This window comes from Kineococcus siccus (genome assembly GCF_009906795.1).
Taxonomy (GTDB): Bacteria; Actinomycetota; Actinomycetes; order Actinomycetales; family Kineococcaceae; genus Kineococcus; species Kineococcus siccus.
Window position 1 is genome coordinate 1 of record NZ_JAAALN010000018.1, and the last position, 24,262, is coordinate 24,262.

A 24,262-nucleotide genomic window follows, 5' to 3' on the forward strand; every position below is an offset into this window, starting at 1 on the left:
GCGTCGACCTCGACACCCTCGTCGACGGGCTGCTGCAGCGCCTGCTGCCCCCGCACCCCGAGGACGACGTGGCCGTCATCGCCGTCCGCCTGCACCGCCAGGACCGCCCCCGGCCACCCGAGGCCGGTCCGACACGCTTCCCCCCGCACGTCGAGCCCGAAGCTGGCGGGCGCTGACTCCCGAGCACCCACTGGTCCGGTGTCCACGGCATCACGTGAGGCGCGTCGTCAGCAGGGCGCCGATCGTGTCCACGGTCCGCGGGGAGATGACGGTGCTGCTGCCGAAGACCCACACGCGGCTGACGCGACTGCCCGTCCGCAGCGCAGCACCGGTGGCTGGGGCGAGGACGGCGGGACCGGTGAAGAGCAGCGGTTCGCCGCGGCCGCTCATGGCCGCGGCTCCGGTCGCGGCGGTTCGCCAGTCCTCGCCGGAGGCGATGCCCAGGCTGGCGGGTCGGGTGAAGCGACGGGCGACCAGGCTCGCGGTGGCGTAGCGGTCCACACCCACGATGGACGTCCCCGCCCGCGGGTAGGCGGCCGCCGCGGCGCCGCCGACGGTGGTGGTGCGGGCCCCGGTGGGGTCGTGGGCCGTGAGGTAGGCCTCCGTGGCCGCCGGCAGCTGCTTGCCGGCCGTGAGCAGCACGACACCGCCGGTGGACCCGGCGAGAGCGGCCGCAGCCAGCCCGTCCGGGAAGTCCGCCGCGGACGCCAGGTAGACCGGCGCGGCGGGGTTCGGGTCAGCGCTCAGGACGGCTGCGCTGATGCGCGCAGCCGTCTCGTACCGGTCCGCACCGCCCAGGCGGACGACGTCGTACCCAGCCTCGCGCGTGAGGGCGTCGCGGACGGTGGGCGACAGCGCGTGGACGTCGCCCAGGACGTAGACGCGGCCGCCAGGCGCGAGGAGGCGACGCAGCTCGGCGACGACGGTGGCGTCGAGGGCGGTGCCACCGGTCAGCAGCAAGGGTCCGCCGACGGCGGATGCGAGGCGAGCCCCCGCGAGGGAGTCCGCGTGACTACCGGACGTGGCGAGCACGGCAGCCGGGACACGAGTGCCGGCGGGGAAGAAGATCGCCGTGACCGAGGGGAGCCCCGTCTGCGGCGCGAGGTCGCTGACGCGCACCACCTGGGATGGCGCGGGCGGGGCCGCCCAGGTCGTCTGCACGGGGGCGGACGGCAGGCCGCGGCCGGCGGCGTTGACGGCAGTGACGGTCACGAGGTACGTCTGCCCCGCCGTCAGGCCGGCCACCAGCACGGGGCTGGTGCTCCCCGTGGCGACGACGGGCGCGGCCAGGCTCGCTCCGGTGACGCTCACGCGGTAGCCGGTGACGGGGCCCGACCCGGCGTCGGTGGGGGGAAGGAAGGTGACGCGCGCCGTGGTGCCCAATCCGGTCACCTGGACGTCCGTGGGGTTGCCGGGCACGGTGCCGGGCGTTCGCGGCGCGGGGGCGACGACGATGGTGACCGCCGCGGTGGCGGGCGGCGCGACCCCGTTGGCGGCGGCGACGACGACCCGGTACGCACCGGCGACCGTGGGAGTTCCGGTCAGAGCTCCGGTCACGCGGTCCAGCCCGAGGCCGGGCGGCAGGGCCCCGGCGGTGATCGTGTAGCTGACGGTGGGGACCCCGGTCGCCGCGATTGTGTAGGCGTAGGGCTGGTCGACGGTGCCGGCGGGCGGGCTCACGGCGGTAAACGCGGGCGCCACCGGTGCAGGAGCGACCTCAAGGGCGACGGCCTGGTCGGCGGTTCCGGAGGCGTTCTCGGCTCGCACGGTGAACGTCGCGGGCCCCGCCGTGGTCGGGCTCCCGCTGATGAGTCCGCTGACGGGGTCCAGGCTGAGACCGACCGGGAGGCCGCCGCTGATCACCTGGAGGGTCGGTGCCGGGTACCCGGTCGCGGTGACGGTCTGGGCGTACGCGATCCCGACGGTCGCGGCGGGTGGGACCGCGGACGTGAAGGCCGGCGCCTGAGGAGCGAAGACGACGGTGGCGTTGACCGCCTGGTCGGCGTCGGCGCCGACACCGTTGCCAGCGCTGACCGTGAACGCCGTCGTTCCCGCCGACGTTGCAGTTCCGTCCAGCACGCCCGTGCTGCCGTTCAGGGTCAGCCCGGGCGGGAGCGCCCCGTTGCTCACGCGGAACGTCGGCGCCGGGTACCCGGCCGCCGTGAAGGTGTGAGCGTAGGCCGCGCCGACGGTCGCGGCCGGCGGCGCCGCTGAGGTGAACACCGGCGCTGCCGGTGCGGATGACACGACGATGCTCACCGTCTGACCCTCGTCGCCCACGAAGTTGCCCGCGACGACCGTGGCCGCGGCGCTCTGGGCGATGGTCGGAGTTCCGCTGAGGGTCCCGGTGACGGGGTCGAGGGTGAGTCCCGCGGGGAGGGCGCCGCTGGTCACGCGGAACGTCGGCGCGGGGTCTCCCGTGCCGGTGAACGTGTGCGTGTACGGGGTGCCCACCGTCGCGGTCGCGGGCGCTGCGCCCGAGGTCATGCGGGCGGGCGTCGTGGTCGGTGGTAACGACAGCTTCTGCACCTGGTGGTTGTTCTGGTCGGCGATGTAAGCCGTCCCCGTCCCCGTGACGGCGACGCCGAGCGGGATCCGCAGCGCCGACGACGTGGCCGGGCCGGGCGTGACCGCACCGGACGAGCCGTTGCCCGCGACCGTGCTGAGGTAGCCGCTGCTGTGGTCGACCACGACGATGCGGTTGTTGCTGCGGTCGGCGATGAACACGTTGCCGCGGGCGTCGACGGCGACACCCGTCGGCTCTCGGAGGAGGGCGGCAGTAGCCGGGACATCGGTGGAGACGCCCGCCGAACCGGCGCCGGCGACGACGCTCAACACGCCCGTGACCGCGTCGATCCGAGCGACCTGGTGGTTGTTGCGCAGCGCGACGAACAGGTTTCCGGCCGCGTCGACCGCGAGCCCGTTGGGAGTGTTCAACGGCGACCGCGCCGCGGGACCGGGCTGGACCGGTCCCGGCGCCCCCGTCCCGGCCACGAAGCTGAGCTGGCCTGCGGGGTCGACCTTCAGCACCCGGTGCGCGTTGCGGTCGGCGATGAAGACGTTGCCGGCGGCGTCGGCGGCGACGCCGAACGGGGAGAGGAACGGCGACGCGGTGGCCGTGCCCTCGACGGGTACCGCGGTGGCCCCCGTGCCCGCCACGACCGTGAGGACCTTCGTGGTCGCGTCGACCCGCTCGACCCGCCGGTTGGCGTCATCAGCGATGAAGAGGTTGCCGGCCGGGTCCAGGGCAATGCCGATCGGGTTGCTCAGGCTCGAAGCGGTGGCCAACGCCCCCGGAGAGGGAGGACCGGCCGTCCCGGTGCCCGCGACGAACGTCAGCAGTCCCGTGACCGCGTCGACGCGCTCGATGCGGGCGTTGTCCCGGTCGGCGATGAACACGTTGCCGGCGGAGTCGGTCGCCACAGCGAACGGGAGCTTCAAGAAGGAGGAGGCCGCAGGTCCCTCCGTCGCCACGCCACCCGTCCCCCGACCGGCGAGGGTCGAGAGGAGGAAGGGTCCCGGCGGAGCCGGAGCCGGAGCCGGCGCGGCGACGGCGGGTCCCGCACCGAAGGCGGGAAGGGCCAGAGCCAGGACAGCGCTGAGCGCGACGAGCACGACACGTCGCCGCGTCCAGGAGCGGCCGTCGGCAGACGCGGATCCCTCGCTCCGACGACGGACGTCCACCTAGTTCCCCTTCACGCTCCCGTAACAGGGGCCGACTGCTTGACCCGTGCTCACCTCGACGGTTCACGTCACGGCCTCGCTCTTCGTCATCGGCCGGGCGATCGCCGACTTGAGGGGTGAGCTGCCGGCAGGGCGCATAGCCAGCAGGACGACCTGCTGCAGCTCACGGGAAAGTTCAGGAAGGTCGTGGCTGCGGTGGGCGTGGTCGGCCACGGCCTCCAGGATCTCCTGAGCGGTGCCCTGAAAGGTCCGCCGGCACCCGGCCACGACGTCGTGGCACGCCAAGGCGAGCGGTGTGGCGGCGTCCCGAAAAACATCACCGGTGACGAGGGGTCCTGGTGCCGCCTGGAGGTGCTGCACGAGGGCGCCCTCGGGGCGCGGCGGGCTGTACAGGTACCCCTGCACGGTGTCACAGCCGTAGCGGCGCAGGAGCTCCGCCTGCTGCGGGGTCTCCACCCCCTCGGCGACCACCGACAGGCCGAGCGCCTGACCGATGCTCAGGATGGCGCGCACGACCGCGTCGCAGCTGGCATCGATGCCGAGGCCAGCGACGAAGCTCAGGTCGATCTTGAGGATGTCCACCGGGAGTTCGGTCAGGCGAGTCAGACTGGAGTACCCCGTCCCGACATCGTCGATGGCGATGCGCACGCCCCGGGCGCGCAGGCGCTGCAGGTCCGCGCGCAGGGAGTGCGCGATCTGCGGCATGTGCGTCTCGGTCAGTTCCAGCACCACGCGGTGACCGGGCAGGCCGTGCCGCTTCAGCGCGCTGATGACGTCGCCGTAGAGGTTGCCCGCTTCCAGTTGCCGGCCGGAGACGTTGACGTGCACGTCCGGTGCGGCGGGGCCGAGGGTCTCCGACCAGGCGGCGGCCATCCGGCACGACTCCTCGAGGACCCGGCGGCCGATCCCGACCATGAGCGGGCTGGCCTCGGCGACGTCGAGGAACTCCGCGGGGGACAGCAGCCCCCGGGTGGGGTGCTGCCAGCGGATGAGGGTCTCCACCGCCACTGGGCGTCCGGTGACCAGGTCGAGCACCGGCTGTCCGTGCAGCACGAGCTCGTCGCAGGCGAGAGCCCGGGTCAGTTCGGGCAGCAGCCTGGCGAGGCGAGCGCCGCGAGCGTGCTCCTCGCCCTCAGCGGTGTGCGCCCGGTTCTTCCCTGCCCGCTTCGCGCCGTACATGGCCTCGTCGGCCGCGCTGAGCACCCGCTCGGCCGCGGTGACCAGGTCGGTGGTCGCGGAGTCGGCGACGCTGAGGCCGATGCTGGCGCCGACGACGAAGGTGCCGGAGACGAGTTCCACCGGAACGCGCAACGCGCTGAGCATGCGCTCGGCCACGACGCGCAGGTTCTTGCTGGCGTCGGAAGCCGAGTCGGCGTCCGTGTCGCCGCCGACGCCCGCGGAGCTCATGCCCGGACACACGATGGCGAACTCGTCACCGCCGAGGCGGGCGAGCGTGTCGCCGGGACGGAGGCAGGCATGCAGGCGGGTGGAAACCTGACGCAGCAGCTCATCGCCGGCGGCGTGTCCGGCGGAGTCGTTGACGGCCTTGAACCCGTCCAGATCCAGGAAGAGCACGCCCACCCGCTCACCGGTTCGCCCCGCGGCCGCCAGGGCATGCTGCAGGCGGTCGGAGAAGAGGGTGCGGTTCGGCAGTCCGGTGAGGGCGTCGTGCAGCGCCTGGTGCGTGAGGGCCTGCTCGGCCTGCTTGCGGGCTGTGATGTCCTCGATCAGCGCCAGGGAGTAGGGCTCCCAGTCGTGCGGGCGGACGGTCGTGGTGCTCACCCGGACCCAGACGGTGTGTCCGTCGGCGTGGAGGTACCGCGTGTCGACACGCGTGGCGTCGTGGTCCTCGCCCGCGTGCTCCGACGGTCCGGCGGCCGGGTCGTCGACGTCGTCCGGGTGGAGGAGATCGGCCACGTTCATGGTGAGCAGCGCCAGTTCGTCGTAGCCCAGCAACCCGCACAGCGAGCTGTTCACCCGAAGCACGTTGCCGGCCGCACCGGGGCTCAGGGCGAGCATCATCATGCCCATCGGGGCGGTGTCGAAGGCGAGACGGAAGCGCGTCTCGGAGTCGGCCAGGTCGGCTTGCGCGGCCAGCTGGTCGGAGATGTCGCGGGAGGTGGCCATGAAACCGGTCAGCTGACCCGTGCCGTCGCGCATGGCGGAGTGCGCGGTGATGACCGGCACGGCTCGCCCGTCGCGGGCGAGCAGCGTGCTCTGCCGCGTCAGCGGCCCTGAGCCGGGCAGGACACCTTCGATGTCGAGGGGCGGCCCGGCGGGGCTGCTGCCTTCGGCGCGGTCGGCGTCCGTGGCGGCGAGCAGCGTGGGGACGTCGAGCCCGGAGGCCCGCGCCATCTCCTCCAGGTCCTCGGCGGTGTGCAGGAACCACGGAGTGCGGCCCAGCACCTCCTCAGCGCGGTAGCCGAGCATCTGCTCCGCCCCCGCGCTGAAGACGGTGACGCGGCCGCTCAGGTCGGTGGCGATGATGGCCAGGTCGGTCGCGGCGTCCAGCACGCTGCTCAGCAGGTCGTGCGCTCGCTCGACCTCCGCGGCGGCGGCGCGGGCCTCGGTCACGTCGTGGAACGCCATCACCGCGCCCCCGTTCCAGCCCGCGCCAGGGGCCGGCGGCATCGGGTGAGCGCTCATGTGCAGCACGCGTCCCTGCGGCCGGTGCGCGGTCCTGACCAGCAGGTCGACGCCCGGCACGGCGACGCCACCCAAGGCCCGCGCCAACGGCAGGTCGTCGACGTCGACGACCGTCCCGTCCGGGGTGCACACGCCGTAGTGCTGGTCCCACTCCTCACGCGGCACCCCCGTCGGCGTGGGCCCGAACAGCTCCAGAGCCGCCGGGTTGCGCAGGATGACGTGGCCGGCGGCGTCGAAGACGCTCAGCCCGTCTCGCGTGGTGTCGATGATCGTGCGCAGCAGCGTGGCCTGCTCGTCGGCGCGCTGATGGGCGTGCCGCGCCTCGACCACCAGCACCTGTCGCTCGTCGCGATGCAGGGCGAGGACGAGGGAGACGACCGCGATGACCGCGACGAAGGCCTGGGCCAGCAGGACCCGCACCACCACGGACTCCATCGTGAAGGGCCCGCGCCCGGCGAGCGTGGCCACGACGACGAAGACGCCCACGACGACCGGGTAGCAGGCGGCGAAGGTGGTGGAGAAGCGCAGCGCCACCCAGAGGCTCAGCGGCACCAGCAGGAACGCGAGCGGCAGGTGCACGTTGAGGGCGAACACCGCCACGTAGGCCGCGCCGGTCACCACGCTGGACGTGAGCATCTCCATGGCCTCACGCCAGCTGCGGACGATGCGCGGCACGTCCGGGTCCAGCAGACGGACGGCGAGGGCAGTCAGGACGAAGGCGCTCGTACCTACCCGCATCACCCAGGCGACGAAGAGGACCGGCACCGAGCCCGCCCCTCCGGAGACGGACAGCGCGATCGAGCCGAGCAGCGCTGGCGCGACCGCGCCACTGTAGGAAGCGATGAGCAGCGCCCCCAGGTCCGCCGAGCGCCGCAAGCGCCAAGGCGTGCAGCCCCGCCGCCGCTGCAGCCGACGCATGAGCGCACAGCCCAGCACCGCTTGCGCGCCCGAACCCGCGCCGTAGACCGCGGCGAGCAGCCAAGGCGCACCCGTGGCGGCGTTGAGCGCTGCGGCCAGGACCGTCAGCACCGCGGCGTCGACGACCACGTGCTTGCGCCGGTGCCACGAGGCGGCCAACCACAGCATGCCCACGGCGCCGGCCGGCCAGACCAGCGCCAACGGCATTCCTCCCGGACGCGTCGCCCGGCCCACGACGACCGCCGCTGCGAACAGCACCGCGAAGAGCGCACTCACGGCCGCGGGGTGACGCTGCGCCCACGTCAGCGCGGCGGCCGCCGCGCGCTGCAGAGGTGGGCGCTCCCCGACCAGCTGAACGGTCTCCATGTCGTCTGCATCGGCGCGTTGAGCACCGGACTGAATGAAGCCTCAACTCGTCGAGCCCGTGCAAAGCGTCCCGCCTGGTGAGTCGGCGCCGGGACGATGCCGACTCACCACCACGTCGTCGGCGGCCCGGACAGCTCGCGGCAACCTGCGGGGAACCGCGAGCCGCCCCCGGGCTGCCGTGCTGAACCCAGTCACCGGTTGCGGTTTCGTCCACGTTCCGGCACCTTCGACCGTCCCAGACGCCTGCGACCTGTGCGAGGAGTGCCTCACAACTCAGAGACCTGCGGTGTGCGTGTCCACGACCTCCAGGCCATGATGATCCAGCAGACGGCGGTCCAACCTCGGCTGAGCTCGTCGGCACCGACCTCGGAGGCACGCCGTGTCGTCAGCGGAGGCTTGGCATCAGTCCGGCGACCTGGCTCGAGGCCGGGTGTTACCGGTCCTCGACACCTTCACGCGGTTGTGCCGTACCGAGGCGGGCTGCGTCGGCGACGCGGAGCTGCCCTCACTGCTGAGCCGGGCCGCGGCGCGCTCTCTGGGTGTCGACGGGGCGGCCGTGTGCATCGACGACCTCTCCGGGGTTCGGCTGCCTCTGGGGGCCAGCGACCGCCGCGCGGCGGTCGCGGAGCGTCTGCAGTTCACCATCGGGGAGGGACCGTGCTTCGAGGCCATGAGCACCGGACGCCCTGTCACCGTCGACGCGACGATCATGACGGACCGGTGGCCGGCGCTCGCCCCTCTGCACCATCAGAGGACACCCTTCAAGGCTGGCTTGTCGGTGCCCTTGCGCGAGGGGAGCGTGCCGTTCGGGGTGATGGACCTCTACGACCGGCGGCCGCAGCGGATGGGAGCGCACGACGTCATCGCTGCGCAGATGATCGCTGAGGTCATCGCCCAGCGGCTCCTCACGACTCTCGACAGCGGCCACCCAGAGGCCCTCGCGGCCGCCGAGGGCTCACCGGCGTGGCTGGACGCCGCACCCGCGCGCCGCCGGCGCGAGGTGTGGGTCGCGGTCGGGATGATCAACCTCGTCCTGGGCCTGGCGCATGACGACGCCCTCGCCACCCTCCGCGGGCGCGCCGTCGCAAGCGGGCAGACGCTGGACGCACTCGCCCACGCCATCGTCGTCGGTGACGTCGACCCGACGGAGCTTCGCGCGTGACCGTGCGGCAGGTACCCGAGCACCCCTCGCCAGGCGAGATGCCCCCGCTGCGGCCCCCGGCCCGGCGGACCATCGAGGACCTGGCCGCACAAGTGGCCGAGCTCGAAGAACGCGTCGAGCACCTGACGACCGCACTGGCGAACCGGCCCCGCATCGAGCACGCCGTCGGGATGATCATGTTGCTGATGCCCTGCGACGCCGATCTGGGCTTCCAGGCCCTGCGCTCGGTGTCCCAGCACACCAACCGCAAGGTGCGCGACGTCGCCGAGGAGATCACCAACTGCGCCGCTACTGGTCGCCCTCTACCGGCTGAGCTGATGGACGCGCTCACCGTGGTGCTCCCGCGGCGACCCACGCGCGCGACCGCCGCCTCGGATGAGCCGAGCTAGCGCTGCCTCCGCTGGGGATCGAGGTCGCCGAACGGCGTCCAGGCATCCCAAGCGGGGTCGTAGCCGCGATGCGTGCGGTAGCGGGCCGCCGAGGCCAGCATCGTGAGAGCCAGGTTGTCCGCGGTGACGCGGCGTCCCCGTGCACTGGCCTGCTCCCACTCGCGGATCAGCGCGAGCTGATCCCTCCAGTCCGCTGACCGCCTAGCGCTCACCCCGCCCCAGCGCTCGGCCTCCCCCAGACGGGCGCGCAAGAACGACGCCACAGCGACCGCGACCTCCGATGGCACGCCACCCCATGGCGCTTCCGGCTTCACCAGCCGCACCGTAGACGGCTCAGGTGGATCACGCAGTGCGATCTGGAGTGGTCATCGGCGGAGCGACCCTTGGGCCACTCGGGAGGTCCGCGCAGCCGCGTTAACGCAGAAGCGCGCATCGCTGGCCCCCAGCGCAGTCGTCGCGGCCTGAGCGCGTGAGGCGCATCTGGTAGCGCCCTGCGTTGGTCAGGGACTCGCCTCGCCGCTGCGCCGGGTCTGGTCATCCGACTTCAGCTGCTCCAGACCGCGAAGTCAGCAGGCTTCGCCCCCTCCCTGATCCCACCCCGCCCAGCTCGAGGATGGTCCCCGGATCACATCGAGCTGGGCGGTCACTCCAGCTCGACGTCTCGGTTGGCCAGGCGGGCAGCCCTGAGCGAAGCCGCGGAGGGGGGCATGGGGGGCGAGCTCCCTGCGCTCGTCAAGCTTCCCTCACCCTGCGCCGAATAGTCGGTGCTCGATCCAACGGACGGGGGAGTGATGGTGAGCACACTGACCCCGTCCTGCACCCTGAAGAGCACCTCCGTCGTGTCCTCAGTTTCGCTGACCGCTTCGCCGTCGCCATCGAGGTCGTCGACCCTGACGTCAGCGGCCTGGTCGAGGGTGAGGGTCATCTGCCGGGCGGCCAGGGTGCGGGCCGTGGACCCGTCCCAAGTCGGCTCTTGCTGCCACACGGCCAGCACGAAGGACCCGTCGCGCTGCGCGAGCAGCAACGTGCGGGTGTCCTCATCGACACCGTCGAGGTGGTAAGTCAGCGACCCGTCGACATCACCGGCGCCCTCGCCAGGGTCGGTGGTCAACGCCACCAGCTCCGAGAGCGCCCCGAAGGCAGGCTTGGGGCTGCCGTCGTTGTTGACTAGGCCGAAGGACCCCTCGAAGGAGCCGTCGTCCTTCTCGTCGAGCAGCTCGTAGGTGAAGGTGCGGGCGATGCCCTGCCGGAAGTGGTCCAGGAACAGCTTCGGCAGCTGCTCGGCGACCTGCGCTTCGGGGGTGCCGGGGTAGCCGCCGCCTGCGGAGCCGTTGGTGTAGCCGGTCTCGGTGACCTGCACCGGGACGTCGCCGGCGGTGATCTGGTTGTTCTTCAGCACGGTGTCGGTGATCGACTCGTTCATCACCCACTGATTGCCGGGGTAGTCGTGCGCGACGCCGTAGTCCACCCAGTCACTCAGGTCGCCCAGGGCCTCGTACTTCGCGGTGGTGTTGGTGTCCGCCAGGGAGGGGGCGAGGATCGGGATGTCCTTGGTCGCGGCGTCACCGTCGTAGGCCTCGGCGACCTGTCGAGTCCACTCGCGGGTCTCGCTCGCCCAGTCTCCACCCGCGAGGTCGTGCTCGTTGCGGCCCTCGACTGCGTCGATCGCGGTGGGCAGCTGCTCCTTGACCATGTCCTTCAGCGCTTCGGGGTCGGCGTTCTGGCGGGGGTCCTGCACCATCGTGATGCCGATGCCCAGCGGGGCCAGGTCGTCCTCGACGAAAGCGCTGGCGGCCTCGGAGCCGGTGCCCCACCCATCGCGCAGGTGCCGGAAGCCCAGCTCCTGCAGCCGGGCGCGCACCATGTCCTGCTTGGCGTAGGGGGTGTCGCCGTAGGTCAGGTGGGTACCCACACCGAGGGAGTCGGTGAAGCAGTCCGACGGCAACGCCTCGTGCACCTGTACGCCCTCCTCCGCGGCGCTCAGGGCCGCGGTCGCGGCCAGGGTCCTCGCCGGCCGGGCCATCTCGCTCAGCCGGGCGGGGTTGTCGCAGGTCTCAGCCCGACCGGGCAGCGACCCCGTCACCTCATCCGTCCCAGTACCAGGGACGGCGCCGTCTTCGGTGTCGGCACCGGTGCTGTCATCAGCGCGGGTCGCAGCTGCCTCGTCGTCGGCGATTGCCCGGCCCGCGCTCCCTTCGTCGCCGGTGACCAGCTTCTTGATCGCCGCCCACGCTGCCTCTAGCGCCTCTGGGTCGCCGGGGTCAGCCGCCGTCGGCGCTGGAGCGTCTCGGTCGAAGGTCGCACTCTCCCTGAAGTCCGTGACCTCTGGTCTCCTCGGCGAGGAGTTCGGCGTGGGCTGGGCCGCCGACACGTAGGCCGGCCTCGAGTCAGTGGCGGCGGCGGACGCCGGGCCGGCCAACGTGGCTGTTCCACCAGCGGCGACAGCCAGCGCCAGTGCGAAGCGGCCGGCGGCCGACGAGGGGTGTCGAGTGAACATCAGCTCTCCAGGACGGGATTGGACAGATGGGCGGAGGTACGCGAGGAGCTCGGTGTCCGCACAGCGGGGCCGAGATCGAAAGTCAGCTGACGGCGCAGCCCACTGCATGCCTTCTGCGGCAGGGTTGGCCGGAGGGAGGCGAAGCCGTCGAGGTGGTCGAAGCGTCGGCGTTGGGCGCCGGAAGTGACGACGCGGGCCTCATCACTGCAAGACGACACGGGCAGGCTTTCCTCGCAGGCCCACTCGCGAGTGTCGATCACTGCGAGACCAAGCGGGAAGCGTTGATTACGGAGGCGTTGGACGGCGCGCGACGCCGAGACGCGTCGCCCGACATCGTGACGACGAAGGCGGACAGGGCACGCTTCAGCTGTGGCGCATACAGGTCGCGCGCTGCCCGCCAAGCGTGACGTCCCTGTAGGTCCTCGACGATGGACGTCGTGACCCACGCTCCCGCACGGACCTGACGATCGACTGCCCGCTGCAGAGGTGGGACGAGACCCTTGATGTCCCTCGTTAGGCGTTCGATGTCCGCGGGAGGTGTGTGCGGTCGGCCCTGCAGGTAGCGCCAGCACTCCCCCGCTTGCAGCGCCGGACGGGGATCGGTCGACAACAGCGACCGGAGGTTGTTGTCGTCGCGTGACCACACCTCCGCCAGGCGTTGGGCGTGGTCCGACAAGACTCGGCTGGCCGTGACGAGGCGCGGATCGCCGGCAGTGCGTGCACTGGTTCGGGCTCCCTCCGCCACGAAGAGGCTCATGCGCACCTGTGCGCTGAGCAACAGCGCCACGTGCTGAGGGCTGACGGCGGCGCCGGCGTCGAGCTGGTCGTTGAGCCGCCGCAGGCCGGCATGCAGCGACGGGGTGCCCGACACAGGGATGACGGGGAGGTCGCTCAACCTCGGCCTGGCAGTGGCCGACCAGTCTCCTGTCGGTGACCATCGCATCAGTCGTTCCGCGTGGAAGGACAGCGCTCCAGAAGCGCCTGGTTCCAGCGCCTCGGCGACGTCCTGGCGCCCGGCGTCACGGGCGGCTCGGCGCAGCGCGTCGTCCAGATTGACGGCCGAGAGCACGAGCACGGCGGCGTCACCGCCGGCAGCGCGCCCGCTGTCACCTCGGGGACGGTCAGCCGCGCTCGTCCAGTGACGGTGCGCCTCGGTCGCGAGCCCGCCGATGGCCTCCCACTCCCGTGCCAGCGAGCCAGGACGGGAAGACACGTGGACATCGAGCGGGCTCTCCCGGGCGATCGGCGCACTCGTGTCGCGTAGTGCGATCTGGAGGCCGAGGCGGGCACTCACCATCCCTTCGCGTAGCGCGACACCCCGTGTCGGAGTCCGGCCGCCGACGTCCTCGAGCATCTGGCGAGCCAGTGCGAACGTCGCTGCCCGCCCGTGCAGGGCGGCGTCGACGTCGCGGGATGTCGGTCCAACCGCACTGCTGCGCAGGGAGAGTCGCGCCAGCCGGTACGTCACCTCCGCCGAGGCCAGCTCGGCGCTCACACCGCGGTCCGCGGCAGTCGCGCCGTCAGCTCGTTGAGCGCACGGACCGCCCGGCCGCGCTCGAGCGGATCCGGGTGACGTGTGAGTCGAGAGACAGCGCCCACGCAGGCCGACAGCATGTCGTGATGCGCCTCCGTCAACGCGGAAGCGTTGGCCGGAGGCCGTGGCGGTCGAACGTCCTCGAGGTGGGACAACGCGGCGATGTACATCAAGCGCTGGACCGCGTCGAAGCAACTCTCGATCAAGTTGGTCAGCAGCGCACGAGCGCGTTCGACCTCAGCGTCAGCGGTAGGGGCCGGGTGGCGTGTCATGTCGATCTCCTGATCTAGGGAGTAGGCGGTTTCGGCGGGCCGGCGATCGAACCTGCCGTCCGCATGCGGGGGTCGCGCGGCGACCGGTGTCGTCTGCTGATGACGCGTCCGGGCTCGTCCACAGGGCTGTGGACGTGATGCCGTCCACAGTTCTTCGCCTCGGTAGGTGCCTGGCGTGCCGGGCCGTGACACAACGGAGGAACATCCGCTAGCGTCCGGCGTATCAACTCACGTGGCTGGGGGTCATGTCCAGTGTCAACCGACATCAAGCAGTCAGGTGCCGTCGCGCTCGGTCCCAGAGCCAGTCCGACCGCGCAAGCCGGTACGTCGTCCAGCGAGGCACCTGGTCGGCTGGCCGTCCTGGTGCCGGCTCACGGCGGTTGTGGCGCCACCACACTGGCGACACACGCACGCCTACGTGCGGTGCTGACCGAGATGACGCTGGCACAGTCGTTGTCGCACACGGCGACGACCGGGCTCGCCTTCGTGGTCGTCGCCAGCGCCACGACGTGGGGAACGGCTAGGGCCGTGCGTTGTCTCCATCAGCTGGAACTCGCCGGCGTGGATGGCAGCGACCTGTATCTCGTCATGACGCGGGACGGTCGCGGACCGATACCCGTCGCGGCGCGAGCGAGGCTGCGCCTGTTGGCAGCGGTGGTTCGCCACATCGTCCTGGTACCGCACGTCGTTCGTTGGCGTTACGACGCGGGCGATCCACCGCAGCGATCCTCGCGCTACGACCGAGCGGTCGAGGACCTGCTGCGACATCTCACGTCCCGCCAATCCACCGGGACCGCGGCCCCGCCCGCGGACCCTTCGACAGGAGTCGAACTGTGATGCTTCTCGACCTCGTGCACGCCGGAGACGTCTTGTCCCTCGTCCAGGGCGTGATCCCGGATCCGCCCGCCGTCGCGCCCCCTGGTGTCGGCGAGAAGGTGACCACCTTGCTCGGCTGGGCCAAGTGGGGCGGACTCATCGCCGGCATCGTGGGCCTCCTCGCTTGCGGCATCATGATGGCTGTCGGCCGACGGAACCGCTCTTCGATGGCGGCGGATGGAGCCTCTGGCATTCCCTGGGTCCTTGCCGGCCTGACCGTGGTGTCCTTCTCCGCGAGCATCGTGTCGGCGACGGTGGCGTGATGGCAGCCCGCGTCATCCAGCTTCGACCTGCGTCTCCGCCACGCCCGTCGCGTCCCATGACTGACGCAGACGTCGCGGCCCTCTACGCCCGGACACCGGGTGCACCTCCCGGCCGCCCCCAGCGCACGCGTCGCCGCAGGTGGGCGTTGGTGGCCGGGATGTGCATCGTCCTGAGTGCAGCGGTCGTGGCCCTTCGCCCGGGCGGGGAGGACGCCGCCCATCCGAGTCCGTCGCCACCGGTGCACACATCGCCGGCGTCGACGCAGCTGCAGTGGCAACAGGTGGACGGCGTCTGGTTCCCGGTCTCGCCCGCAGCTGGCCCCACGACCCTGGACGAGGACCGAGCGGCGGGCTTCGACGGCTCTGACCTCGGTGCGGCGCTCGCCGCACTGCACCTGGTCTACCGAGCAAGCGCCGCACCGGGACCGTCGTCGTTCGTCCCCACCTTGCGGGACCAGGTGGTGGGGCCCGCAGCCGCGCAGCTGACTGAGTCCGTCCGCCGTGACTACGACGAGGCAGGCGCTGTCGCGGGTATCCGCGAGGGCGAGCCGCTGCCTGCCGGCGCCGCCGCCTTCCTGGGGTACCGCGTCTCCTCCCTCCCCGACGGCAACCGCGCCGTGCAGATCGTCGAGCAGGCGCCCGACGCGAGCGGCGTCCTCCAGCCGTTCGCCTTCGACGTCGTCGTGACGCGCGCCCGCAGCACCAGCACAGGCGCAGGCGCGAGCGCGGGCGACTGGAAGGTCGTGGCGCCGGCGACGGGAACCTGGAACTCCGCCTTCAGCCAGCTGCCCCACGTCCCCGGGGACATGGTGCCCTTCTCACCCGCGGCTCCGACCGCTGTGCTGGAGGCTCACTGATGCCTTGCACTCCGACCACGCCCCTGAGTTGCGCGACCGACCTCGTGGGCGGTCTCGCCAGCTCTGCCGCCACGGCCGCAACGGCCTCCACCGGGAGCGCGTTCGCTGACGCGATGCGCGACGGCGCGACCTGGATCATCAAGACGACCGTGGGCTGGTGGCTCGAGGTCCCGTCCATCGACTTGGCGGAGTCGCCCGCCGTCCAGCTCCGGGAGTACGTCTGGTGGCTCGCGATCGTCGTGGCAGCAGGGAGTGTGACCTGGCAGGGAGCGAGGATGGCCCTGACTCGACGTGCCGATCCCCTGCTGGACATCGGGCGCGGACTGCTCACCCTGGCACTCTGGGCCGGCGTCGGGATCACGGCGCCGGCTCTCGCGCTCCAGGCGGGTGACGCCTTCTCCCTCTACGTGCTCGACAAGGCGGCCAGCGGACGGGTGGCCGACCGGTTGATCCAGCTCGCCAGTCTGACCGGAGTGAACTCTGCCGGAGCCGTCATCATCCTGGGTCTGGTGGCCATGCTGGCCGGTCTGGTCCAGGCCGTGCTCATGATCTTCCGTGAGGGCGCGGTCGTCGTCCTGGCAGGAACGCTGGTCCTGGCGGCAGCTGGGAACGCGTCGAACTTCGGCAGGCCGTGGCTCATGAAGCTGATCAGCTGGATGCTCGCTCTCGTCTGCTTCAAGCCGGTTGCGGCACTGGTCTACGCGACGGCACTGGTGATGACCGGGGAGGGGACCGACCCGAGGACGGTCATCGTGGGGTTGACGATGATGGTCCTGGCGGTCGCGGCCCTCCCTGTGCTCATGAAGCTCTTCAGCTGGGCGACGGGTAGCACCGGTCACTCCGGCAGCCTGGGCGGCGCTGCGGCGGCCGCCATGGGCACGGCGGCTGCCGGCGTTCAGGTAGCAGGTGCCGCCCGTTCTCGTTCCGGAGCGACGGCGGCGGGCGCCATGCCGGCCACCGGTCAGGCCCAGAGCATCTCCCGCGACCTGGGCGGTTTCGGCAGTGCACCGACAGGAGCCGCAGCGACGACGGGCGCCTCCGTGGCGGCAGGAGGCGTCGGGGTCGCCGCTGCCGTGGTCGGGCGCGCTGCGGACGTCACCAAGCAGGCCGGCAGTAGCGCCGCAGCCCCCCTCGCCGATCGACCTGAAGGGACGGACCGCAGCGCATGACCACCGTCACCGGGCACTCGGGCACCAGCAGCCGCAAGGCTCAGGACGTGAGCGGCATCCGCACCTACGGGGGCTGGCGCCGAACCCGCGGGATCGGACTCTTCGGTCTCGGCGCCACCGCGACCCTCATCGTCCTGGGATGTGCGGTGGTGCCGCTCCTCGGTCTCGCGATCGACGTGCGGACGGGCCTCACCCTCGCGGTCCCCTGCGCGCTCGTCACCCTCGTCACCTGCGCACGCATCGACGGTGTGCCGTTCAGCCACCTCGTTATCCGGCGCTGTCAGTGGCGATGGGCTGTCGCCCGCGGCTACACCTCCCTGCGAGCCGGAGTCGTCAGTGACCACCCCTCGGCCTGGCAACTGCCGGGAGTGCTCGCCCCGACGGAGCTGCTCTCCGTCGAGGACGGGCGCGGGGGGCGGTTCGGCCTGGTTCGCGATCGCTCATCGGGACTGCTCACCGCGACGCTGAGGTGTGCCTCGACGTCGACGTGGCTCGTCGACGGCGCCGACGCCGACGCCTGGGTCTCGAACTGGCACTCCTGGCTGGCCTCCCGAGGCTTCGACCCGCTGGTCGCCTGGGTGGCCGTCACCGTCGACACCGCGCCCGAGCCGGGGTCGACGCTGGCACGCAACGTCGGCGTGCGCCTCGACGGATCAGCTCCACGGGACACGCAGATCCTCATGGCCGAACTGGTCGACGGCTCGCCCTCAGCCTCGGCCGACGTCGACACCCGGGTGTCCATCACCTTCGACCCGTCTCGGGCCGGTGACCGGCTCGACGACCTCGCCGACCAGGCCGCCGAGGTCTCCCGCGCCTTGTCCGGGATGGAGGCCGCCCTGAGCGAGTGCGGGGTGACGGTCCTCGCGCGGTGCTCGGCGACCGAGCTCGCCGGTTGCGTGCGCGTCGCCTTCGACCCCACCTCACGTGGTGACGTCGAGTCCGTCGTCGGCGCCGGCACGACCGTGGAGGAGGGTGGCCCCTTGTCCTGGGAGACGTCCGGACCCGTTGCCGCCGAGGAGGCGTGGGACCACTACCGCCACGACTCGGGAACCTCGATCACGTGGTCGTGGCACGAGGCGCCGCGCCAGCAGGTGACGTCGAACGTCCTCGTACGACTCATGTCTCCCTCCCGGTACCCGAAGCGGGTCACGATGCTCTACAAACCGCTGAGCGCAGGCTCCGCCTCCCGGCTGCTCGAGGGACAGGTCAACGCTGCCGCGTTCCGCGAGGCCTATCGGCGAAGTCAGGGACGCGACGCCACCGCTCGAGACCAAGCCGACCAGGAGCAGGCTCAGAACGCCGCCCGAGAGGAGGCGCTCGGCGCCGGAGTCGTCCTGATGAGCTTGTACGCGACGATCACCGTCACCGACCCCGACGACCTCCCCGCAGCGGTCGCTGATGTGGAGGCCCGTGCCGACCAGTCGAAGGTCCAGGTTCGCCGGATGTTCGGCGCCCAGTCGGTCGGCTTCGCCACCACCCTTCCCGCGGGGATCTACCCACCGTTCGTCGCAGGCAGGAGCACCCGATGATCCAACGAGCCTTCATGCGCCCACCGCGCCGCTCCCCCGCCGCTGGAGACGTGGTCCCGCCCGCCTGGGGGTGGCGTGCACCCCGCGCCGGTCGCCTGGCCCACGTCGCGGCCGCACCCGAGTACCAGGCCACGACGGTGCAAGCGTGCGGCCTGTACCCGTTCGTGGCCGGCTCCGGGTCCCCCTCGGTAGGAGTTCCCGTCGGCCGCCACATGATGTGGGGGGAGGTGGTCTGCATGGACCCCTTCGCCTGGCTCGACGCGGGGCTCGTCACCAACCGCGGCCTCACCGTCCTCGGGCAGCCTGGCACGGGGAAGTCCGCGATGCTCAAACGTCTCTCACGCGGGATGCTCGCGTTCGGCGTCCGACCGTTGTTCCTCGGTGACCTGAAACCCGACTACTCCGCTGTCGTGCATTCCGCCGGCGGGCAGGTTCTTCGGGTAGGGCGCGGCCTGGACCGCATCAACCCCCTGGACGCCGGCCCGCTCGGCGCCGCACTGGCCCGGATGTCCGGCCCCGGTGCCCAACGCCTGCGCCTGGAGGTTCGGGGGCGGCGTCTCTCGGCCACCCTTGCGCTGTGTTCGCTGGTTCGCCGCCACGCCCGGGTGACCAACGGGGAGGAGACCGTGCTCGGTGCCGCTGTCGACCTGCTGACGGAACGCGCGACAGAGGGCGTCGACCCCACGATCCCGGATGTGCTGCGGGTCATCCGGCAGGCTCCCGATCGGCTGGTGGCTGCCGCCGAGGTCGACGACGCGCCCGCCTACCGCACCGAGACGAAAGAACTCCGCCAGACGCTCAACCTGTTGTGCGAGGGCTCGCTGAAGGGCGTCTTCGACGGCCCGACGTCGCACCCCATCGACCTCGACGCCCCGGCGGTGAGCGTGGACATCTCTGCCGTGGCCGCCTCGGGCGACACCCTCGTCGCGGCCGCGATGCTCTCGACGTGGTCGTACGGATTCGCCGTCATCGACGCCTCGACCGCACTGGCCGAGGCCGGTCTCGCGCCGCGGCGACGGTACTTCGCCGTGATGGACGAGCTGTGGCGGGCACTGCGCGGGGCCCCAGGTCTCGTCGACCACGCCGATGCCCTCACCCGCGTCTACCGGGGGCGCGACGTCGCTCACGCGATGGCCACCCACTCCCTCGACGACCTCTCTGCGCTGCCGAGCGAGGAGGACCGTGCCAAGGCTCGGGGGTTCATCGAACGCAACGCCATCACCGTCCTTGCGGGCCTGCCCCCGCGCGAACTCGAGGAGGTGACCCGCGTCGTGCCGCTGTCCGGCCGCGAGGTGTCCATGGTCTCGTCCTGGTCCGCACCCGAGTCCTGGCAGACCGGCGCCCGCCACCCCGGGCGAGGGAAGTACCTGCTCAAGACAGGTCAGCGAGTCGGCATCCCCGTGGAGATGGAACTCGTCGGCGACGAGCCTGCCCTGTACGACACCGACTCCAGCCACCGGCGCCCCGCGGCGCCGTCCTCTCGGGAGGTCCTGTGACCCGCCCGCTCGAGCCCGCCGGCGGACTCCTGCCCCCGGAGGGCCGGTTCCCGATGCTTCTCCTCGCCACCGTCTGGGGCGGCCTGGCCCTCGTCGCTGCTGCCTGGCTGGGTGGGACCACGGCGAGCTGGGCCACCGGGCACGGCTGGCGCGGTCCCGCCTTCGGCGTGCAGTTCGCCCACGCACTGGTCACGGAGGGCCCTGGCTCGTCGTGGCCGCGAGTGCCCGGGGCCGCCGTCACGGCCGGCGTCGTGGTCGCGGTCGGAGGGGTCGCCGGCGTGACGGTCGCCGCGGTGCGCGCCGGGCGGACCAACGCTGCGCGTCCCTTCGGGCTGGCCGGGGCGCGTGATCTCGCGGTGCTCCTGACACCGGCCTCGACGACGCGTGCTCAGGCGTTGCGCCCGTCCCTGCCCGGCGGCGCATCGGGGGCCGAGACGGGTCTCGCCTTGGGTGTGATCGCCGGCACGCCGGCCCGTCGACGGGAGACGACGACGGTGAGGGCCTCCTGGGAGGACGTCCTCCTGGCCGTCATGGCGCCCCGCGCCGGCAAGACGACCTCTCTCGCCGTTCCCTCCGTCCTCGACGCTCCCGGCGCGGTGGTCGCCACGTCGAACAAGGCCGACCTGTGGGCCGCGACCGCCGCGGTGCGAGCTCGTGACACCTCCGAGGCGGTGTGGACCTTCGATCCCCAGGCGATCACCAACTCGCCCCGGACGTGGTGGTGGAACCCGCTGACCGCCGTCGACTCCGTCGAGGAAGCGTCACGCCTGGCTGGGCACTTCGTGCAGGAGGTCCGCGCGGAGAAGTCCGCCCGCGACTTCTGGTCCTCCGCTGCACAGGACCTGCTCACCGCTCTCCTTCTCGCCGCCGCCACCTCCCGGCGCTCTCTGCACGACGTCTACGAGTGGCTCAACGATCCCGTCGTTCCGACGCCCGGCGTTCTGCTGCGCGAGCACGGCTACCCGGCGGTCGCTGCTTCCCTGACCGGTCGTCAGCACGGGGCCCCGGAGACCCGCGACGGCATCTACGAGACGGCGCGCACCGCCGCCCAGTGCCTGCGTGACGACCGCATCATGGAGTGGGTCACTCCACCCGCCGGCGAGCTCCCCCAGCTCGATACCACGGCCTTCGCCACCTCCCGCGAGACGCTGTACCTGCTGTCCAAGGACGGCGCCGGGGCCGCTGGGCCACTCGTCGCGGCGCTCACCGATCGGGTGATGCGCGACGGAGTGCGCGCGGCGGAGCGCTGCGGTGGGCGTCTGGATCCGCCGCTGGTCGTCGTCCTGGACGAGGCCGCGAACGTCTGCCGCATCTCCGACCTGCCCGACCTCTACAGCCACCTCGGGTCGCGCGGGATCGTCCCGCTGACGATCCTGCAGTCCTACCGCCAAGGCGTACGCGTCTGGGGTGAGGCCGGGATGGACACGCTCTGGTCCGCGGCCACGGTGAAGCTCCTGGGCGCGGGCATCGACGACGCCAAGCTCGCCGAGGACGTCTCGCGCCTCATCGGCGAGCACGACGTCACCATCCGCTCCTTCTCCGAAGGCGACCGGCGCCGCACCACGTCAACCTCGTTGCGCCGCCAACGCATCCTGCCGCCGGAGGACGTCCGCGCCCTGGCGCGTGGGCACGCCCTCCTGCTGGCCACCGGGCTCCGCGTCGGCCGCCTCGAACTGCTGCCCTACTACCAAGGCTCGCGCGCCGGGGACGTAGCCGCTGCGACCGCCGAGGCCACCGCCGCCACTGTCGGGGGCGTCTCGCGGTGAGCACCGATGCGGCGTACGGAGACGACCACGACTGGGCGGCGGAGGAGACCGCCGCCCGCATCGCCCGCCTTGAGCTGCGCGTCGACGAGCTGGATGCTTTGTTCCCCGACCCCGCAGGTGTCGGTGGGCAGTCCCCGCCGCCGGACGATCTAAGGGCCAGCGGTCTGGACGCCTGGGTGGAGGACTACTTCGCCACCACGTTCACCCGCCCCCTCGGCGGGGAGTGGCGCTGGTGCCGACGCTGGCGTGAGCACCCCGAGGCCGTCGTACGCCTCGACGCGCTGTGGCACGCCTTCGAGACGCTCCGCCGCGACCCCGACACCGGTATGGCGGTCTGGTTGCGCGACCACCTCGACCACCACTTCGTGATCCTTCTCGGGTCACGGGGTCCCTTCGCGCAGTGCACCGCGGCCCGTCACGAACTACTGAGTTCACTGCCGACCGCCCAAGGGAGAGAGGCGGACCACCTGGCCGAAACCTGACGGTGAGTGTGTCTTGTCCGCCGCTGGGATCGTGCGCTCAGCGGTCGCCCCGGACGACCACATCGCACCTGCGGGGCGCGGTCGTCGGCCCGGAGCGGACCTGCTGTGGCTGCTGTAGGCCGTCGACTACCTGCTCGAGTGCAGGCTCGCGACGACGTCTTGCTGCACGACCTCGTTCGTACAGAACGCCGCGCGTGTTCGCTGCCCGTGCCAGGGTGAGGCGACGCGCCCCGATCGCATTCATCAGCCGCGGAGATGGCCGGTGCGTCGCGCCTGCAGCAGCAAGACGCCTGTCGCGATGTTGAGCGCGGCGAGTCCTCGTCCGGGCGTGGTGACGAGCAGAGCGGTGAGCACCGACAGCGCGACCGGGGCCGCGACGCCGACCCGCCCGGGGAGTGTGCTGAGGTGGGACAGGCGCAGGTGGGCGAGGAGCAGCACGAGCACCGCGCCGAGAGCGGCGGTCAGGACCGCGGGCAGGAGGACGCCGCGACCGTCGAGGAGCAGCGAGACTTCACCAACCCCCCGCCAGGGCTGCAGCTGCGCAGCTGCGCCGCTGGGATTGGCCAGCACAACGGCCCCGGCCGCCAGCAGCACGAGGTAGCGTCCGGCCAGGTAGAAGGCGGCGGTCCGCCAGGCCCAGGCGGGCACGACGTCGAGGGTGCGCCACAGCCGCGTCCACGCCTGGTCGGCGCGCTTCGGGGGGGCGACCGGGTCGACCATCAGGAGGCCGGGCCGCAGCCGGGTCGGGTCGGGGCGCGGGCGCGGCCGGGGAATGTTGGAGGGCGAACGTTGGGCGTGAAGCGGAGTCATGGTCGGTCACCTCATCGTCGAGGAAGTCCGCCGGGAGAAGCTTCCACGGGCGGTGCGCCCGACGGTGCAGGCGCCTCGCGCTGATGCGCAACCGTGTGCCGGTAGGCGGGTCCGCTAACGGGTGACGGGTCGACCCGTACGCGGCACCGCCTCCCGCGACAGCGACGGCCTGTCACTCATCGCATTGCGACGTCGTCGATACGGCGGACGTGCGAGGACGCTCGACCGAGCGGCCTGAGGGTACGGAGTCCAGTCGGCCCCAATGGCGAACCATCGCGAGGCCGCTTGCTGAGGCGGTCCTCTGCTCCGTCCGGGTGAAGGCGACGGCGGCCGCGGCTCGAATTGTGGGCTGCCCGGTGCCGAGAGACGCGGGTGAGCACTCGGCGCCGGTCATGTCCCAGGAGCAGCGACTCGTCCGCGGCGAGCCCGGGCGCGTGCGCGCCGGCAGGCCGAGCTGGAGCGCCGGGTCGCGTCCACCGACGGTCTGACCGGGCTGGCGTTCGAGCAGCTCGTGGCGCGCCTGCTGCGACGCGACGGCTGGCGGGAGGTGACGGTCTCCGGCGGTGCGGGCGACCTCGGGGCGGACGTCACCGCACGCCACCCCGGCGACGGGTCGCTGCTGGTGGTGCAGTGCAGTGCATGCGCTACGCCGGGCGCGCCGTCAGCTCCCCCGACCTCCAGCGCTTCCTCGGCACCGTCTTCCACCACCACCGCGCCGACCACGCGGTGTATGTGACGCGCACGAGCGAGTGGCCGCGTCACCGCCTGGCCCGGCCCGTCGTCGCGGCACCATGTCGCGTTGATGCTGCCGCGTAACGTGTCCACAAGGTTTCTGGTTGGTGTCCAGCTGGTCGAGCCCACGGACGGGTTGGCGTGTAACAGCTGGTCTGGCCCGCCGGGCTAGGAACGGGTGCAGGTGCCGCCGTGTGGGTGATGTCCTCTCCGCGCATCGTTTCCGGGGGCTGTTTCGTTACGAGTTCGGCGGGTGAGATTTGCCACGGTCGTCCACCAATCCGGCTCTGTACCAGGGGTAGCTGGGTGCGGCAGAGTCCTTGGCTGTGTAACACCCGAGTTCTTGGGCCGCGCGGACGCGGTTCCCTCGGGCGGCGAGGGGGGACCTCGTGCGAGCTGCAGCCAAGCGCGCCAAGACTCAGACCAGTCAACGTTCGGAGGCCCCGAACGACGCTGATCCGTCCACGAACCTCGCACCTCGCAGGGGCCTGTCACGGTGGGATGCCGGCCCGGTCGCTGGGGTCGTGACCGGTTGCGTCGCGGCTGGTGTCGCGGTGGCGTTTGCGGTCCCGGCGGCGGCCGCGACACCGTCCACCGCGACACCGTCCACCGGGGCGGCGTCGCCGAATCAGGGGCGGGCACCGCTGACGTCGGCGCAGCAGCCGTCGTCGGTGTACCCGAAGCTGTCGCAGGCCGCGAAGGATGCGCTGCTGAAGGCGACCGCGAAGACCGCCGGGGACGCGGTACCGGTGGAGGACGTCGCAGCGCGCACCGCGTACTCCACGACCACGGTGGACCCGGAGTCCGGAACCCA

The 24,262-nt window shown here is 71.9% G+C and carries 18 protein-coding genes; 11 read left to right on the forward strand and 7 right to left on the reverse strand.

Annotation, left to right across the window (positions count from 1 at the left end):
- Window positions 1-210 precede the first annotated feature (210 nt).
- Both GTR02_RS04245 and GTR02_RS04250 read right to left on the reverse strand, forming a co-directional pair.
- On the reverse strand, window positions 211-3,423 hold the full coding sequence (locus GTR02_RS04245; protein WP_166606234.1) for a putative Ig domain-containing protein: 3,213 nt from the start codon (window positions 3,421-3,423) through the stop codon (window positions 211-213).
- A 324-nt stretch (window positions 3,424-3,747) separates the two neighbouring features.
- Window positions 3,748-7,614 carry an EAL domain-containing protein gene (locus GTR02_RS04250; RefSeq protein WP_166606235.1) on the reverse strand — a complete coding sequence of 1,289 codons (3,867 nt, stop codon included), beginning with the start codon at window positions 7,612-7,614 and terminating at the stop codon, window positions 3,748-3,750.
- A gap of 379 nt (window positions 7,615-7,993) precedes the next feature.
- Between GTR02_RS04250 and GTR02_RS04255 the strand changes: the two genes are divergently transcribed.
- Both GTR02_RS04255 and GTR02_RS23655 read left to right on the forward strand, forming a co-directional pair.
- The gene (locus GTR02_RS04255; RefSeq protein ID WP_205708608.1) at window positions 7,994-8,776 is read left to right on the forward strand and encodes a GAF domain-containing protein; all 783 of its coding nucleotides are present in this window, start codon (window positions 7,994-7,996) and stop codon (window positions 8,774-8,776) included.
- Window positions 8,773-9,165 (forward strand): ANTAR domain-containing protein, encoded by a 393-nt coding sequence (locus GTR02_RS23655; RefSeq protein WP_166606237.1) that lies wholly within the window; start codon window positions 8,773-8,775, stop codon window positions 9,163-9,165. The genes GTR02_RS04255 and GTR02_RS23655 overlap by 4 nt, the downstream gene beginning before the upstream one ends.
- Here the strand turns inward: GTR02_RS23655 and GTR02_RS04265 are convergent.
- The 3 genes from GTR02_RS04265 to GTR02_RS04275 all read right to left on the reverse strand — a co-directional run bounded on the left by GTR02_RS04265 (window position 9,162) and on the right by GTR02_RS04275 (window position 13,157).
- Window positions 9,162-9,479: a hypothetical protein gene (locus GTR02_RS04265; protein WP_166606238.1), complete on the reverse strand. Its 318-nt coding sequence runs from the start codon at window positions 9,477-9,479 to the stop codon at window positions 9,162-9,164. The genes GTR02_RS23655 and GTR02_RS04265 overlap by 4 nt on opposite strands.
- 329 nt (window positions 9,480-9,808) lie before the next feature.
- On the reverse strand, window positions 9,809-11,536 hold the full coding sequence (locus tag GTR02_RS04270) for a hypothetical protein (RefSeq protein WP_166606239.1): 1,728 nt from the start codon (window positions 11,534-11,536) through the stop codon (window positions 9,809-9,811).
- A 382-nt stretch (window positions 11,537-11,918) separates the two neighbouring features.
- Entirely contained in the window at window positions 11,919-13,157 is a 1,239-nt protein-coding gene (locus GTR02_RS04275) for a hypothetical protein (RefSeq protein ID WP_166606240.1), read from the reverse strand.
- Between the two features lie 734 nt (window positions 13,158-13,891).
- Between GTR02_RS04275 and GTR02_RS04280 the strand changes: the two genes are divergently transcribed.
- The 8 genes from GTR02_RS04280 (at window position 13,892) to GTR02_RS04315 (ending at window position 21,906) form a co-directional block, all read left to right on the forward strand.
- On the forward strand, window positions 13,892-14,305 hold the full coding sequence (locus GTR02_RS04280; protein WP_166606241.1) for a hypothetical protein: 414 nt from the start codon (window positions 13,892-13,894) through the stop codon (window positions 14,303-14,305).
- Window positions 14,305-14,607, forward strand: coding sequence for a hypothetical protein (locus tag GTR02_RS04285; protein ID WP_166606251.1), 303 nt, complete (start codon window positions 14,305-14,307; stop codon window positions 14,605-14,607). Before GTR02_RS04280 ends, GTR02_RS04285 begins: the two co-directional genes overlap by 1 nt.
- A gap of 158 nt (window positions 14,608-14,765) precedes the next feature.
- Window positions 14,766-15,464 carry a DUF8175 domain-containg protein gene (locus tag GTR02_RS04290; protein ID WP_476702875.1) on the forward strand — a complete coding sequence of 233 codons (699 nt, stop codon included), beginning with the start codon at window positions 14,766-14,768 and terminating at the stop codon, window positions 15,462-15,464.
- Between the two features lie 113 nt (window positions 15,465-15,577).
- The gene (locus GTR02_RS04295; protein ID WP_166606243.1) at window positions 15,578-16,633 is read left to right on the forward strand and encodes a hypothetical protein; all 1,056 of its coding nucleotides are present in this window, start codon (window positions 15,578-15,580) and stop codon (window positions 16,631-16,633) included.
- Window positions 16,630-18,162: an SCO6880 family protein gene (locus GTR02_RS04300; protein ID WP_205708610.1), complete on the forward strand. Its 1,533-nt coding sequence runs from the start codon at window positions 16,630-16,632 to the stop codon at window positions 18,160-18,162. Before GTR02_RS04295 ends, GTR02_RS04300 begins: the two co-directional genes overlap by 4 nt.
- Window positions 18,163-18,398: 236 nt before the next feature.
- On the forward strand, window positions 18,399-19,658 hold the full coding sequence (locus GTR02_RS04305; RefSeq protein WP_205708611.1) for a hypothetical protein: 1,260 nt from the start codon (window positions 18,399-18,401) through the stop codon (window positions 19,656-19,658).
- Entirely contained in the window at window positions 19,655-21,424 is a 1,770-nt protein-coding gene (locus GTR02_RS04310) for a TraM recognition domain-containing protein (RefSeq protein WP_205708612.1), read from the forward strand. Before GTR02_RS04305 ends, GTR02_RS04310 begins: the two co-directional genes overlap by 4 nt.
- On the forward strand, window positions 21,421-21,906 hold the full coding sequence (locus GTR02_RS04315) for a DUF4913 domain-containing protein (RefSeq protein ID WP_205708613.1): 486 nt from the start codon (window positions 21,421-21,423) through the stop codon (window positions 21,904-21,906). Before GTR02_RS04310 ends, GTR02_RS04315 begins: the two co-directional genes overlap by 4 nt.
- A 243-nt stretch (window positions 21,907-22,149) precedes the next feature.
- Here the strand turns inward: GTR02_RS04315 and GTR02_RS04320 are convergent, their stop codons facing one another.
- The gene (locus GTR02_RS04320) at window positions 22,150-22,716 is read right to left on the reverse strand and encodes a hypothetical protein (protein ID WP_166606244.1); all 567 of its coding nucleotides are present in this window, start codon (window positions 22,714-22,716) and stop codon (window positions 22,150-22,152) included.
- A gap of 493 nt (window positions 22,717-23,209) precedes the next feature.
- On the opposite strand from GTR02_RS04320, the gene GTR02_RS24890 reads away from it, so the two are divergent.
- Window positions 23,210-23,452 carry a restriction endonuclease gene (locus GTR02_RS24890; RefSeq protein ID WP_420814689.1) on the forward strand — a complete coding sequence of 81 codons (243 nt, stop codon included), beginning with the start codon at window positions 23,210-23,212 and terminating at the stop codon, window positions 23,450-23,452.
- A gap of 624 nt (window positions 23,453-24,076) precedes the next feature.
- Here the strand turns inward: GTR02_RS24890 and GTR02_RS04330 are convergent.
- Entirely contained in the window at window positions 24,077-24,220 is a 144-nt protein-coding gene (locus GTR02_RS04330) for a hypothetical protein (protein WP_205708615.1), read from the reverse strand.
- Window positions 24,221-24,262: the final 42 nt, after the last annotated feature.